The organism is Ancylobacter sp., from assembly GCF_965279025.1.
Lineage (GTDB): Bacteria > Pseudomonadota > Alphaproteobacteria > Rhizobiales > Xanthobacteraceae > Ancylobacter.
In genome coordinates this window covers 1,040,226-1,053,676 of sequence record NZ_OZ257132.1, presented here as the reverse complement: position 1 = coordinate 1,053,676, position 13,451 = coordinate 1,040,226, and the positions used below count along the sequence as shown (strand labels likewise).

Annotated in this window: 13 protein-coding genes; 7 read left to right on the top strand and 6 right to left on the bottom strand. The window is 69.4% G+C overall.

Translation table 11 applies throughout. The features are described from left to right. Positions 1-3 precede the first annotated feature (3 nt). Complete coding sequence (locus tag ACQY76_RS04875) at positions 4-825, bottom strand: ABC transporter ATP-binding protein (RefSeq protein WP_428031776.1); 822 nt, start codon at positions 823-825, stop codon at positions 4-6. Next, positions 825-1,916: a FecCD family ABC transporter permease gene (locus ACQY76_RS04870; RefSeq protein ID WP_428031775.1), complete on the bottom strand. Its 1,092-nt coding sequence runs from the start codon at positions 1,914-1,916 to the stop codon at positions 825-827. The genes ACQY76_RS04875 and ACQY76_RS04870 overlap by 1 nt, the downstream gene beginning before the upstream one ends. Before the next feature lie 560 nt (positions 1,917-2,476). Between ACQY76_RS04870 and ACQY76_RS04865 the strand changes: the two genes are divergently transcribed. Both ACQY76_RS04865 and ACQY76_RS04860 read left to right on the top strand, forming a co-directional pair. Next, positions 2,477-3,292, top strand: coding sequence for an alpha/beta hydrolase (locus ACQY76_RS04865; RefSeq protein WP_428031774.1), 816 nt, complete (start codon positions 2,477-2,479; stop codon positions 3,290-3,292). Positions 3,293-3,421: 129 nt separating this feature from the next. Next, positions 3,422-3,952, top strand: coding sequence for a disulfide bond formation protein B (locus tag ACQY76_RS04860; RefSeq protein ID WP_428031773.1), 531 nt, complete (start codon positions 3,422-3,424; stop codon positions 3,950-3,952). 43 nt (positions 3,953-3,995) lie between these two features. Here ACQY76_RS04860 and ACQY76_RS04855 read toward each other — a convergent pair whose 3' ends face one another. The 4 genes from ACQY76_RS04855 to ACQY76_RS04840 all read right to left on the bottom strand — a co-directional run bounded on the left by ACQY76_RS04855 (position 3,996) and on the right by ACQY76_RS04840 (position 8,999). After that, positions 3,996-4,553, bottom strand: coding sequence for an HNH endonuclease (locus ACQY76_RS04855; RefSeq protein ID WP_428031772.1), 558 nt, complete (start codon positions 4,551-4,553; stop codon positions 3,996-3,998). A gap of 140 nt (positions 4,554-4,693) precedes the next feature. Continuing rightward, positions 4,694-5,353 carry an alpha/beta hydrolase gene (locus tag ACQY76_RS04850; protein WP_428031771.1) on the bottom strand — a complete coding sequence of 220 codons (660 nt, stop codon included), beginning with the start codon at positions 5,351-5,353 and terminating at the stop codon, positions 4,694-4,696. Then, the gene (locus ACQY76_RS04845) at positions 5,353-7,293 is read right to left on the bottom strand and encodes a peptidoglycan DD-metalloendopeptidase family protein (RefSeq protein WP_428031770.1); all 1,941 of its coding nucleotides are present in this window, start codon (positions 7,291-7,293) and stop codon (positions 5,353-5,355) included. Before ACQY76_RS04845 ends, ACQY76_RS04850 begins: the two co-directional genes overlap by 1 nt. 344 nt (positions 7,294-7,637) lie before the next feature. After that, positions 7,638-8,999 carry an alpha/beta hydrolase family esterase gene (locus tag ACQY76_RS04840; RefSeq protein WP_428031769.1) on the bottom strand — a complete coding sequence of 454 codons (1,362 nt, stop codon included), beginning with the start codon at positions 8,997-8,999 and terminating at the stop codon, positions 7,638-7,640. Positions 9,000-9,308: 309 nt separating this feature from the next. Between ACQY76_RS04840 and sdhC the strand changes: the two genes are divergently transcribed. The 5 genes from sdhC to ACQY76_RS04815 all read left to right on the top strand — a co-directional run bounded on the left by sdhC (position 9,309) and on the right by ACQY76_RS04815 (position 13,446). Then, positions 9,309-9,701: a succinate dehydrogenase, cytochrome b556 subunit gene (sdhC, locus tag ACQY76_RS04835; RefSeq protein ID WP_428031768.1), complete on the top strand. Its 393-nt coding sequence runs from the start codon at positions 9,309-9,311 to the stop codon at positions 9,699-9,701. 2 nt (positions 9,702-9,703) lie between these two features. After that, positions 9,704-10,102: a succinate dehydrogenase, hydrophobic membrane anchor protein gene (gene sdhD / locus ACQY76_RS04830; RefSeq protein ID WP_428031767.1), complete on the top strand. Its 399-nt coding sequence runs from the start codon at positions 9,704-9,706 to the stop codon at positions 10,100-10,102. A 4-nt stretch (positions 10,103-10,106) separates the two neighbouring features. Continuing rightward, positions 10,107-11,945 carry a succinate dehydrogenase flavoprotein subunit gene (sdhA, locus tag ACQY76_RS04825; RefSeq protein WP_428031766.1) on the top strand — a complete coding sequence of 613 codons (1,839 nt, stop codon included), beginning with the start codon at positions 10,107-10,109 and terminating at the stop codon, positions 11,943-11,945. Between the two features lie 21 nt (positions 11,946-11,966). Then, complete coding sequence (locus ACQY76_RS04820) at positions 11,967-12,749, top strand: succinate dehydrogenase iron-sulfur subunit (protein ID WP_428031765.1); 783 nt, start codon at positions 11,967-11,969, stop codon at positions 12,747-12,749. Positions 12,750-12,831: 82 nt separating this feature from the next. Continuing rightward, positions 12,832-13,446: a LysE family translocator gene (locus ACQY76_RS04815; RefSeq protein ID WP_428031764.1), complete on the top strand. Its 615-nt coding sequence runs from the start codon at positions 12,832-12,834 to the stop codon at positions 13,444-13,446. The last annotated feature ends 5 nt before the right edge of the window (positions 13,447-13,451 follow it).

Below are 13,451 nucleotides of genomic sequence, written 5' to 3'. Positions count from 1 at the left end.
CGCTCACACCGCCCGGTCGACGATGACCTGCAGGAAGCCCTGCGAGCAGTGCTCGACGCGCGCCTCCACCTTGTAGACACGGGCCAGCATCTGCGGCGTGATCGCCTCGCGCGGCGAGCCGTCGGCGGCGACATGTCCTTGTTCCAGAACGACTATTCGTCCGCAATAGCGGGCGGCCTGGGCGATGTCGTGCAGCACGATGACGACGATGATGGAGCGCTCGCGCGCCAGCTCCTCGACCAGTTGCATCACCCGCATCTGGTGGTGGATGTCGAGCGCGCTGGTCGGCTCGTCGAGCAGCAGCACGGTCGGCTCGCGCACGATGGACTGGGCGAGGCTGGCGAGCTGGCGCTGGCCGCCGGACAACTCGTCGAGCCCGCGCTGCGCGAGATCGAGGATTCCCAACCGTTCCAGCGTCTCCAGCGCCCGCGTGCGGGCTTCGGCATTCGACAGCACGATATCGCTGCGGGCCGCCATCAGCGCCGACAGCGTCGCCTCGAACACGGTGAGCGCCACGCGCTGGGGCAGGGCCTGCGGCATGTAGGTGACATGCCGGGCGTGCCGGGAAATGGGCAGGCCGGTCAGTTCGATGGGGTGGACAGTGAGTGCAGTGTGACCAGCGGGTGCAGTGGGACCGAGCCGGATCGACCCCTTCGCCGGCGCCAGCCCGGCTAGGGCGCGCAGGAGCGTCGTCTTGCCCGCCGCGTTCGGCCCGATCAGCGCCGTCACCCCGCCGCCTGTGATGGGGGGGAGGCTCAGATTGTCGATGATCGCCCGCCTGCCATACCCAACGGACAGGCCTTCGATGGTGAGGAGCGGTGCCATCACAGCCGCTCCCGCCGCGAGAGGATCAGCGCCATGAAGAAGGGTACGCCGATCAGCGCGGTGACGATGCCGACCGGCAGCAGGGTGCCGGGCACGATGAGCTTTGAGCCGACCGAGGCCAGCGACATGATGACGGCGCCCGACAAGAGCGACGCGGGCAGGAAGAAGCGGTGGTCCTCGCCCACCAGCATCCGTGCAATGTGCGGCGCTACCAGCCCGATGAAGCCGATGGTGCCGACAAAGGCGACCGAGGTGGCGGCGAGAAGGCTCACCCGCAGCAGCGAGAAGAAGCGCAGCTGCTTGACCGAGATGCCGAAGGAGCGCGCCCGATCCTCGCCGAGGCGCAGCGCCGTCATCCGCCAGGAGGCTTTGAGCGAGAACGGCACGACCACAGCGGTGACGAGGGCCAGCACGCCGAGCTTGCCCCAGCTGGCGCGGGAGAGGCTGCCCATGCTCCAGAACACGAGCTGCTGCAGCGCTTCCTGGCTGGCGACATACTGCACCAGCGCCACCAGCGCGTTGAAGGTGAAGACCAGCGCGATGCCGAACAGCACCAGCGTTTCCACCCCGGTGCCGCGCAGATTGGCCATGGCCTGCAGCATCAGCACCGAACCGAGGGCGAAGATGAAGGCGAAGGCCGGCAGGTTCCATTCGGCGGGGATGAACGGCAGGCTCGCCCCCAGCACCAGCGCCAGCGCCGCGCCGAAGGAGGCGGCGGAGGAGACGCCGAGCGTGAACGGGCTCGCCAGCGGGTTGTTGAGGATGGTCTGCATCTCCGCCCCGGCCAGCGCCAGCGCTGCCCCCACCAGCACCGCCATCAGCGCATAAGGCAGCCGCACCTCCCAGATGATCACGCGCGCGGGCGCATCGAGGCCGGCGGGGTTCAATAGGCCGGACACCACATCGGCAAGCGGCAGGTTCGAGGGGCCGGTGGCGATGTCGACCAGCAGCGCCGCCACCATGAGCGCGCCGAGACCGGCGACGAGGGCGACGCGCCGGCGCACCAGGCGCGCATAGGAGGCCAATTCCGCCGCATGGGCCGCGTGTGGGGCCGCCGTTCGGGCATCGCGTGGGGCGGCGGGCGTGGTCATCCTGTCTCCGGCGGTCCTTCGGCGGCACTGGGTTCTGCATGAGCTGCCGCCGTGGGTCAAGTTCCTGTCAGGTCACGGAAATTTCTGGAACGGTTCCAGTGTGCGGCTACTCGCTGCGAGGCGAGGGGGAGGGAAGGGCGGCCCGCTCGCCTCCTCGCCCCCGTGTGGCATCCCCCGCCACTATCCCCGGGCATTTCCACCGTGTCCCGGCCCAGCGGAGCCGCAGGCGGAGCGCCGCGCCGGGACCCAGCGCCCGACATTTCGGCAATGCCTCGCGACGGTCGCGTGCACGGCGCGTCCGCCCGGTCCTCCTGGGCCCCGGATCGGCGCCGCGCGGGGCGCTGCTGGTCCGGGGAGCGGGGCGGTGCTTTGCCTTGCTGTGCCTTTCCCCACCTGCGACCGTCATGGCCGTCCGTCATGGCCGTCCGTCATGCCCCGGCTCGGCCCGGGCCGCCACCTGCTCCAACGCGCGCCCTTGGCGGCGGGGGCCGGTTAGGGCAAGAGGGAGAGCCGGGTTGTCCGGCACCGACGTCACGGCTCCCCTCCTTGCGACGCTGCCCATGAACCCCGTCACCCTACCCGACGCCGAATGGTTCGACCTGGCGCCCCCCGGCGGCGGGGCGCCGTGGCGCATCTTCGTGGCCTGGCCGCAGGGCGAGGCGCCGATGGCGGGCTTGCCCTCCCTGTTCATGCTCGACGCCAATGCCGGCTTTGCCACCTTTGCCGAGGTGCTGCGGCGCGGCGCGGTGCGCCCTTCCGCGACCGGCATCGCGCCGATGCTGCTGGTCGGTATTGGCTATCCCGAGGGCGAGGATGCGCGGGCGCGGCGCACCTTCGATTATACGGCCGGGCCGGGCACTGAGGGCGGGGACCGGCCGACCGGCGGGCGCGACGCCTTTCTCTCCTTCATCGAGCAGGTGTTGAAGCCGCATCTCGCGGCGCGCTTTCCGCTCGACCCGGGGCGGCAGACGCTGTTCGGCCATTCGCTGGCCGGCTGGTTCACGCTCGACGTGATGGCGCGCAACAATGGGGCGTTCCGCTCCCATGTCGCGGTGAGCCCCTCGCTCTGGTGGGACGAGGCGCGGCTGGTCGACGGGCTGGCACTGGCCCGGAAAGAGCCGCCGCGCCTGTCGATCCTGGTGGGGGAATGGGAGCAGGCGCTGTCGCCCTGGCAGGCGGCGCGGCCCGAAGCGCAGGAAATGGCGGCGCGGCGGGCGCGGCGCGGCATGGTCGACCGGGCACAAGGCTTTGCCGAGCGGGCACGGGCGGCGGTGGGCGCCGACGCCGAGCTGCGGTGCGAGGTGCTGGCGGGGGAGGACCACGCCTCGATCCTCCCGGCGGCGATGGCGCGGGCGCTGCGCTTCGCGCTGGGGTGAGGTGCAAGGCGTGAGGCGGCGGCCGCGCGCGGGAGCTGTGCCTCGGGCAGACGTGATGTGCGGTGCCATTGCGCCGGGCGGGCGAGGCGCTAGTAGTAGCGGCCAACGCTTACCACCCGGTGCTTTGCCATGACCGCTTCGCTCCCCATCGCTTCCGCCGCCGCGCGCGGCACCGTGCGCAACCGCCAGGTAACGGCGGCGCTGGTGGTGGCCTTTGCCAGCGCGGGCACGCTGGCGGGGGCGTGGTATTTTCAGCTGGTGGTGGGGCTGGCGCCGTGCCCGCTGTGCCTGGAGCAGCGCATTCCCTATTATGTCGCCGTGCCGGTGGCACTCATCGCCGCCTTGTGCGCGGTTCTCGGCAAGGCGGGGCCGGCGCGGGTGGCGCTGGCGCTGTGCGGCATGCTGATGGCGCTCGGCGCGTTCCTCGCGGTCTACCATGCCGGTGTCGAATGGGGCTTCTGGGCCGGGCCGGACACCTGCTCCGGCGCCGGGCCGGCGGTGGGCGGCGGCGACCTGCTGGGCCAGCTGCAGGGCGCGCGCGTGGTGCGCTGCGACGAGGCGCCGTGGCGGCTGCTCGGCGTGTCGCTCGCCGGCTACAATGCGGTGATCGCCAGCGCGCTGGTCGTGGTGGCGATGTGGGGCGCGACGGCCAAGGCGTGAGGGCGCCCGGCGCTCACGGGTCCAGGGCCTACGGGTTCGGGGCCTACGGGTCCAGCTCGGTGTCCCAGTAGAGATAGTCCATCCAACTGTCGTGCAGGTAGTTCGGCGGGAAGTGGCGGCCGTTCTGGTGCAGGTCGAACACGCTGGGCTGATAGGGCCGCTGGCGCGGCAGCATGTGGGCGGCTTCCGGCATCAGGCTGCCCTTGCGCAGATTGCAGGGCGAGCAGGCGGCGACGACATTGTCCCACGTGGTCTGGCCACCGCGCGAACGCGGGATAACGTGGTCGAAGGTCAAATCCTCGCGCGAATCGCAGTACTGGCAGGTGAAGCGGTCGCGCAGGAACACGTTGAAGCGGGTGAAGGCGGGCTGGCGCGTCGGCCGGATGAAGGTCTTCAGCGAGACGACGCTGGGCAGGCGCATCTGGAAGGTCGCGCTGGAGACCTGCCGCTCATAATATTCGACGATGTTCACCCGGTCGAGGAACACCGCCTTGATCGCGTCCTGCCACGCCCAGACCGACAGCGGGTAATAGCTCAGCGGCCGGTAATCGGCGTTGAGCACGAGGGCAGGCCAGGCACCCGGAGACAAAGTCGCCGTCAACGCTCGCTCCCTGTCAGGAGCGTCAGCACGGTGTCGAAACGGCGCCGCGTGACGCACGGCGATAGTCTATAGGGAGCGTGTCAGTCTTGTGAAGCGCCCGGGGGCTTTCCGCCGCAGCGCGGCTTGAATGTCACAGGTGCTCAGGCCAGCACTTCGGAGAGGAAGGTGCCGGCGAGGGCGAGGCCGGTGCGGTCGATGCCGTGGGCGAGGCCGTTCGACAGGTGCGCGCGCACCTCGACCCCCTGCCGCTGCAGGCTTTCCACAGCGCGCGGCAGGGCCGTGGGCGGGATCACCTGGTCAAGATCGCCATGCACCAGCAGCACCGGCGGGCGGGCGATGATCTCCGCGTCGAATTCCGCCATGGCCCGCTCGGGCGCCAGCACATGGATGCCGGAAAAGCCGACAATGCCGGCGGGCGGCACCTTGCGGCGCAGCCCGGTGTGCAGCGCCATCATCGTGCCCTGGCTGAAGCCGACCAGAGCGAGGCGCGAACCCGGCAGGTTCAGCCGGGCGAGCTCGGCGTCGAGGAAGCCGCCGAGCGCGGCATGGGCGCTCTGCACGCCGGTCCAGCGCTCGCGGTCGTCGCGCTCGACATAGCCGAACCATTGCCGCCCGACCGGGGCGATGGCGAGCGGCTCGGGGGCGTGGGGCGAAACGAAGGCGGTGCCGGGCAGCATCGGCGCCCAGAATTCGCCGAGGTCGATCAGGTCCCGCCCATCGGCGCCATAGCCGTGCAGCAGCACGACCAGCGAGGTGGCCGGGCCACCGGAATGGGGACCGAGGCGCGGGCCGTCCAGCATCAGTTGATCTCGTCGCCGCGCGCGCCGGCGGCAACCCGGGCAGGCCCGCTATGGTTGAGCAGCGTGTCGATGGTCTCGCGCTCCTTCTCGAAGCTCGCCAGGATCCGCCCGTCCAGCGCGCGGCCGCGCGGCAGGCGGATGCGCATCGGGTCAACGAAGCGGCCGTTCACCAGCACCTCATAGTGCAGATGCGCGCCGGTGGAGAGGCCGGTCGAGCCGATATAGCCGATCAGCTGGCCCTGGCGCACGCGCACGCCCTCGCGGATGCCCTTGGCGAAGCCGGACTGGTGCGAATAGGTGGTGACGTAGCCGTTGGCGTGCTGGATCTCGATGCGGCGGCCATAGCCGGAGGTCCAGGCGGCCTTCTTGATCACGCCATTGCCGGCGGCATAGATCGGCGTGCCGGTGCGATCGGACCAGTCGACGCCGGAATGCAGGCGGCTGTAGCCAAGGATCGGGTGGCGCCGCATGCCGAAGCCCGAGCGCAACTGGCCGCCGGAAAGCGGCTTGCGGACGAGGAACTTCTTCGCGCTCTTGCCGCCATCGTCATAGAAGTCGACAAGGCCGTCATCGGGCGTCTGGTAGCGGTAATAGCGCCGCTCCTCGCCGCCGACGGTGAGGCCGGCATAGAGCACGCCGCCGGCACCGCCGGCTTCGTCGGGCTCGAACACCACCTCGAAGGAATCGCCGGTGCGCACGCGGCGCAGGAAATCGACGTCGAAGGAATAGACGCGGATCATGCTCTCGATGACCGGGCGCGGCACCTCGTGGCGCAGCGCGGTCTCCCAGATGCTGTCATAGAGGGTGATGCCGCGCCCGCCGCCGCCATCCTCGTCGCCATCGTCGTCCGGCGCCACATCGGCGACCTGCACGTCGCCGGCTTCCTGCACGGGCAGGAAGGCACCGCTGTCGGAAAGGGCGACCGTTCCCTGGTGCCCGCTCTCCGCGAACACCGCGACGCGCAGCGGCATGGCGCCCTCGGTGGCGTTGTCGAGCAGGATCTTCAGCCGCAGGCCCGGCGTGAGCTTGCCCGCCAGCTCGCGCGTGCCGAAGGCCCGGGCGGCGCCATTGGCCGAATCTTCCGGCACGCCGAGATCGACGAGGATCGAGGCGATGGTGTCGCCCGCCTTGGCGACCACGGTGCGCTCGGACCAGTCATTGCCGCCGGAAGCATCCTCGGCGGATTTGTCGACCGAGGACATGTTCTCGCGTGCCGGGAGCGCGTTCACCGGATCGGCCGGCCCGGCGGGGGCATAGGCCAGCACGCCGACGCCGGGGAAGGCCGGGGTCCGGCTGTCGGCGGTGGGCACGCTGAACTCGGCGGTCTCGCGCACCTTCATCAGCACGTCTTCCATCGGCAGCTCGGCGGCGAAGCGGGTGCTCGGCGCCAGGCTGGGAATGTCGCGCAGGACGATAGTGAGGTCGCCGGTCGGCTCGGCCTGCACCGCGTCATTGTCGTCATTGGTCGATTCGGCGATCATCTTCGCCGGGTTGAAGCGCGGGACGTCGACGGAAGCGGCGGTGACGGACTGCGCGAGATTGGTCGCGACCTTGGTGACGGCGCGGACCCGGATCATCTCCTTGTCGCCATCCTTGACGGTGGTCGACAGGCGCAGCGTCTGCTTGGCGCTGAAGCTCTCCGAGAGGATCGACATGCGGTCGCCCTTGCGGGCGACATTGGACGGGCGCTCGCCGGCGGCCAGCGCCCCGCGCAGGGCCGAGCGGACGGTTTCCGGCGACTGGGCGAAGCGATATTCGCCATCGAGCGCGGCATAGACCGCGCCGCCCATCAGCGCGGCGCCGCAAATGCCGGTGAGCAGCGTCGCCATGAGCCAGCGGATGGAGATGCGGCGACGATTGATCGGCTCCTCGGCATCGCCATCGACGCCGAGCGGGGGCTCGTCGCCGAGATCGAACGCCGCGAGGTGAGAGCGCCTCACGCCTGCCAGTCCGCGCCTCGTCTCCAACAGGCTTCCCCGCCTTCCCCAACGTGCCCATTGCGCGGTCCGGGACCAGCGTGAGCACCTGTGTTTAAACGTGGCGCCCGTTTGCGGACGCAATGTGTGCCGGAGGCCAGGGCTTCCGGGGCATTCGCTGATAGCTTCCGATACCGTGGCGTCGGAGGTTCTTTATTACCCCCGTAGCGGATGGGTGGCGACGATGCCGCCCGCGCCTTCACCCGTCAACCCGCCCGGCCGGCGAATCGACATGGGCATGGGCCGGCGAGCCCCGATGTAAAGCCGGGGCTCACGGCAAAAGGATGGCGGCGAAGGTCGGCGGGACGCTATTGCACGCTCGCCGCCCGGCCGCGCAGCGGCGAGGGCGGGGGAAGTGGAACCTCGACCGGGAGCGCCGCCGGAATCTGCGCCAGCCGTGTCGCCGCCGCGGCCTGGCCGGTTCCCGCGGGCACGAACCCGGCATGAAGCGGCATGGGCGCGCCCGGGGCGAGGGGCCGGTTGAGCGAGGAAGCGGCTGCGGGGGCCGGGGTGCCCGCGCCGCCTGCCTCGGCCGTTGCCGGCACGATGCCCTGCCAGGCATCGGCCAGCGAGGTCGGCTGGCTCAGGATCGGGCGGGCATTCGGCGAGGACGGGGCGGGCGGCGTCGGCGCCAGCGACAGCGCGGTCGAGGCGGGCGCGGGAGAAGCGGGAGCCGGAGAAGCGGGCGTGGCCGGTGTCGGGAAGGGCACCTGCGTGCGCCCGGCGATCTCGACCGCCGGCGCCGGGGCGGTGCCGCCGAAGCGCGTGAAGAAGGACCAGATCTCCTCCGGCGCGTCGAGCCCGCTGCGGCGCGGGCCGAGCAGCACGGAGGCGAGCGCATCGACCGCATCGGTCGACTGGGAGGGCGGCTGGTGGCCGCCGGCGATCTCGTAATAGGCGACCGCGCCGCCGGGCGCGCAATTGTTCCAGCGGGTGATGCGGGCGTGCGGCGCGGTGGTCTGCTCCGGCGCCGAGCAGCCGTCGAGCCGGGCGAAAAGCGCGGCGGTGGCGTCAGCCGACATCAGCCGGGCGCCCGGCGTCGGACGGCCGAACATCGGCACGATGGGGTCATAGGTGCCGTTCATCAGCAGGATCGGCACCGGCTTCGAGGGGCGGCAGCTTTCGGAATAGCCGACCGGCACCGTCATCATCATGGCCGCATAGGCCTGGAAGCGATCGGCATAGCGGCACGCGACGAAGGCAGTGAGGAAGCCGCCATTGGAAAAGCCCATCAGATAGGCCCGCGCGGGATCGGCGATGCCCTCCGCCGCCAGCGCGTCCAGCAGGTCCACCATGAACTTGCCGTCATCGCGCTTCTGCAGCAGCGGAATGAAACCGGCGATGGAGCTGCGCCCGTCATTCCACAAGAGATTGAGCCCCTTGGGATAGGCGACGACGAAGCCTTCGCGGTCGGCCACCGCGTCGAGGTCCAGATAGCGCTGCATCATGCCCGCCGGCTGCAGCGCGCCATGCACCGCGATCACCAGCGGCCGGGGGCCGGGCGGGGCGTTCTTCGGCAGGTGAAGGATGTATTCGCGGGTCAGGCCGCCGGAGGCGAGGGTGCGAACCGAATCCTGCGACTGGGCCGCCGCGGGCGTGGCCGGGGCAGCGAAAGCGACAAACAGGCCCAGTAATGCGCCGAGCAGGCAGCTGGGTTTCGCGAAATGCATGGACGACGCAACCTCATATGCGGGTGCTCCGCAGGGACCCCACCTGACGGCGGATTTCCGTCAATTAAAAGGCGAAGATGGTTAATAGGCCGTCAGCGCCGTACCGCAAAAGGTGCGGACGTGCCTTTACGAGGGCGGAAATAGGGGGATGCGCCCGGTGCCGGCCATGCGCTAGGGTGGGGTTGCTGCGGCGCAACCGGGAACCGGACGCCGACGAAGGAACGATAGACGCCGCCTTTGGAATGATTGCGAACTGCTATCGTTTCCGCTACGCACACATCATATTCCTGAGTGATCTGGGACACCGACATGGCAGGAGCGGCCGAGCGGCCCCTTTCCCCGCATCTCCAAATCTACCGCCCGATGCTGACGATGATGATGTCCATCGTGCATCGCATCACGGGCTGCGCGCTGTATTTCGGCACGCTGCTGCTGGTGATCTGGCTGCTCGCCGCCGCCGGTTCCGAGCGGGCCTTCACGCTGGTGAACGGGCTGTTCGGCAGCTGGATCGGCCTTCTCGTGCTGGTCGGCTACAGCTGGGCGCTGATCCACCATGCGCTGGGCGGCGTACGTCATTTCGTCTGGGACACCGGCGCCGGCTTCGGCCCGCAGGCGCGCGAACTGTTCGCCAAGCTCACCATTGGCGGGTCGATCGCCCTCACCGCGGTGTTGTGGATCGTCATCTGGCTGGTGAAGGGCTGAACATGCGCGTGTCCCCCGGTTCTTCCATGCGCACCCCGCGCCGGCGGGTCGCCGGCCTCGGCTCGGCGCGCTCCGGCACCGGCCATTTCTGGCTGCAGCGCGTGACCGCGCTGGCCAATCTCCTGCTGATCCTGATCGCGCTGCCGATCATCGTCTATGTGGCGGGGCAGGGGCACGCGCAGACGATCGCGGTGCTCGGCCATCCGCTGGTTGCCATCGTGCTGCTGCTGCTGCTGTTTTCCGTCTGTTACCACATGCGGATCGGCATGCAGGTGGTGATCGAGGACTATGTGCCCGCCGAGGGGGCGAAGGTCCTCGCGCTGATCGCCAATACGTTCTTCACCATCGCGGTCGGTAGCGCCGGTGCCTTCGCCGTCCTCAAGATCAGTTTCGGAGGCTGACCCCATGGCCGGAACCTCTTCCGCCACTGGCGCTGCCAACGGCGCGTCGTTCAAGACCGCCTACCCGATCACCGACCACAGCTATGACGTTGTGGTGGTGGGGGCCGGCGGCGCCGGGCTGCGCGCCGTGGTCGGCTGTTCCGAGGCCGGGCTGCGCACCGCCTGCGTGACCAAGGTGTTCCCGACGCGCTCGCACACCGTGGCGGCGCAGGGCGGCATCGCCGCCTCGCTCGGCAATATGGGCACGGATGACTGGCGCTTTCACATGTACGACACCGTGAAGGGGTCGGACTGGCTGGGCGACCAGGACGCCATCGAATATCTGGTGCGCCACGCCCCCGCCGCCGTCTACGAGCTGGAGCACTGGGGCGTGCCGTTCTCGCGCACCGAGGAAGGCCGCATCTATCAGCGCCCCTTCGGCGGCATGACGGTGGACTATGGCAAGACCCCGGCGCAGCGCACCTGCGCCGCCGCCGACCGCACCGGCCACGCCATCCTGCACACGCTCTACGGCGCGGCGCTGAAGCACTCGGCCGAGTTCTTCATCGAGTATTTCGCGCTCGATTTGATCATGGACGAGGAAGGCCGCTGCCGGGGCCTCGTCGCGCTGAAGATGGACGACGGCACGCTGCACCGCTTCCGCGCGCAGACGGTGATCCTCGCCACCGGCGGCTATGGCCGGGCCTATTTCTCCGCCACCAGCGCCCATACCTGCACCGGCGACGGCAACGCCATGGTGCTGCGCGCCGGCCTGCCGCTGCAGGACATGGAGTTCGTGCAGTTCCACCCCACCGGCATTTATGGCTCGGGCTGCCTCATCACCGAGGGCGCGCGCGGCGAGGGCGGCTACCTCACCAATGCCGAGGGCGAACGCTTCATGGAGCGCTACGCCCCCTCCGCCAAGGACCTCGCCTCGCGCGACGTCGTCTCCCGCTCCATGACCATGGAGATCCGCGAGGGACGCGGCGTCGGCAAGAACAAGGACCACATCTACCTGCACCTCGACCATCTCGACCCGGCGATCCTGCATGAGCGCCTGCCCGGCATTTCCGAGAGCGCCAAGATCTTCGCCGGCGTCGACGTGACCAAGGAGCCGATCCCGGTGCTGCCGACCGTGCACTACAACATGGGCGGCATCCCCACGAACTTCCACGGCGAGGTGGTGACCAAGAAGGACGGCAACCCGGACCATGTGGTGCCCGGCCTGATGGCGGTGGGCGAATGCGCCTGCGTCTCGATCCACGGCGCCAACCGGCTCGGCTCCAACTCGCTGACCGACCTCGTGGTGTTCGGCCGCGCGGCGGCGCTGCGCTGCGCCGATATCCTGACCGCCGGCGACAAGCAGCGCGAGCTGCCGGCCGATTCCGCCGATTTGGCGCTGGCCCGGCTCGATCGCTTCCGCAACGCCAATGGCGGCACGCCCACCGCGCAGCTGCGGCTTTCCATGCAGAAGGTGATGCAGAACAATTGCGCGGTCTACCGCACCGGCGAGGTGCTGGAAGAGGGCCGCAAGCTGATCGCCGACGTGTTCGCCGGCTCCAGCGACATCGACGTGACCGACCGCTCGCTGATCTGGAATTCCGATCTCATCGAGACGCTGGAATATGACAATCTGATCGCCCAGGCGACCGTGACCATGGAAAGCGCTGCCGCCCGCACCGAGAGCCGCGGCGCCCATGCGCGGGAGGATTATCCCGACCGCGACGACGCCCACTGGATGAAGCACACGCTGGCCTTCATGGACTTCGAGGCGCAATCCGTGCGCCTCGACGACCGGCCGGTGCACACCTACACGCTGTCGAACGACATCCAGTACATCGAGCCGCGCAAGCGGGTGTATTGAGCCGGGGAACGATCGCTCGCCATGGTCCAGCTCACGCTTCCAAAGAACTCGCAGCTTGTCGAAGGCAAGGTGTGGCCGAAGCCTGCCGGTAGCAATCGGCTGACCGAGTACAAGATCTACCGCTGGAACCCGGATGACGGGAAGAATCCGAGCGTCGACACCTATTATGTCGACCGCGACGATTGCGGGCCGATGGTGCTGGACGGGCTGATCTGGATCAAGAACAAGGTTGACCCCACGCTGACCTTCCGCCGCTCGTGCCGCGAGGGCATTTGCGGCTCCTGTGCCATGAACATTGACGGCACCAACACGCTCGCCTGCCTGAAGAGCATGGACGAGGTGGATGCCTCGGCGGTGAAGATCTACCCGCTGCCGCACATGCAGGTGGTGAAGGACCTCGTCCCCGACATGACGCAGTTCTACGCCCAGCACGCTTCGGTGGAGCCCTGGCTGCACACCGAGACGCCGGCGCCGGAGAAGGAATGGCGGCAGGCGCGGGGGGACCGCGAGAAGCTCGACGGGCTGTACGAGTGCATCCTGTGCGCCTGCTGTTCCACCTCCTGCCCGAGCTATTGGTGGAATGGCGACCGCTATCTCGGCCCGGCCGCGTTGCTGCAGGCCTATCGCTGGCTGATCGACAGCCGCGACGAGGCCACCGGCGACCGGCTGGACGATCTGGAAGACCCGTTCCGTCTGTATCGCTGCCACACCATCATGAACTGCGCCAAGGCCTGCCCGAAGGGGCTGAACCCGGCCAAGGCGATCGCCGAGATCAAGAAGATGATGGTGGCGCGCCAGTTCTGAGCTTACGGGGCGCGGCGAAGCGGCTATCCTTGCCTATCCGATGCGCCGGTGAGCTTCGGGCATGATCTGCGGGAGGGTGGCCATGGAATTGTCGACGCTGCTCGCCTTCGCGGCCGCCTTCTTTGTCTTTGCCGCCAGCCCCGGCCCGGACAACATGACCATTGTCGCGCGCACCCTCTCGCATGGTGCGGTCTCCGGCATCGCCTATGGAGCGGGCACTGTCGCCGGCGTGCTGATCTTCCTAACCCTCGCCGCCTTCGGCCTGTCGCTCGTCGCGCAGGAGATGGGCTGGGTGATGACGGTGCTGCGCTATGCCGGCGCCGCCTATCTCGTCTGGACGGGCGTGCGGCTCTGGCGCGCCGAGCCGGTGGTGCCGGCGCAGCAGCCGGCAGCCGAGCGGCGGGGCCTGTTGCCGGTGTTCGCGACCGGCGTCGCGCTCAATCTCGGCAACCCGAAAATGCCACTGTTCTACGTGGCGCTGCTGCCCAATGTGGTGGGCTCCTCCCTGACGCCGGGCCAGCTTCTGAGCCTTGCCGCCATCATCCTTGCCGTCGAGGCGGTGGTGGTGGGCGGCCATGTCGTGCTGGCCGGCCGCGCGCGCCGGCTGCTGCGTACGCCGGCCGTGGTGCGCCGGGTGAACCGGACCGCCGGCGGCGTGATGGTGGGCGCCGGCGTCGCCGTGATCGCGGCGCGCTGAGGGCG

Coding starts and splice junctions, on each gene's coding strand:
- ACQY76_RS04875 (WP_428031776.1), bottom strand. CDS start 825: ATGGCACCGCTCCTCACCATCGAAGGCCTGTCCGTTGGGTATGGCAGG.
- ACQY76_RS04870 (WP_428031775.1), bottom strand. CDS start 1,916: ATGACCACGCCCGCCGCCCCACGCGATGCCCGAACGGCGGCCCCACAC.
- ACQY76_RS04865 (WP_428031774.1), top strand. CDS start 2,477: ATGAACCCCGTCACCCTACCCGACGCCGAATGGTTCGACCTGGCGCCC.
- ACQY76_RS04860 (WP_428031773.1), top strand. CDS start 3,422: ATGACCGCTTCGCTCCCCATCGCTTCCGCCGCCGCGCGCGGCACCGTG.
- ACQY76_RS04850 (WP_428031771.1), bottom strand. CDS start 5,353: ATGCTGGACGGCCCGCGCCTCGGTCCCCATTCCGGTGGCCCGGCCACC.
- ACQY76_RS04840 (WP_428031769.1), bottom strand. CDS start 8,999: ATGCATTTCGCGAAACCCAGCTGCCTGCTCGGCGCATTACTGGGCCTG.
- sdhC (WP_428031768.1), top strand. CDS start 9,309: ATGGCAGGAGCGGCCGAGCGGCCCCTTTCCCCGCATCTCCAAATCTAC.
- sdhD (WP_428031767.1), top strand. CDS start 9,704: ATGCGCGTGTCCCCCGGTTCTTCCATGCGCACCCCGCGCCGGCGGGTC.
- sdhA (WP_428031766.1), top strand. CDS start 10,107: ATGGCCGGAACCTCTTCCGCCACTGGCGCTGCCAACGGCGCGTCGTTC.
- ACQY76_RS04820 (WP_428031765.1), top strand. CDS start 11,967: ATGGTCCAGCTCACGCTTCCAAAGAACTCGCAGCTTGTCGAAGGCAAG.
- ACQY76_RS04815 (WP_428031764.1), top strand. CDS start 12,832: ATGGAATTGTCGACGCTGCTCGCCTTCGCGGCCGCCTTCTTTGTCTTT.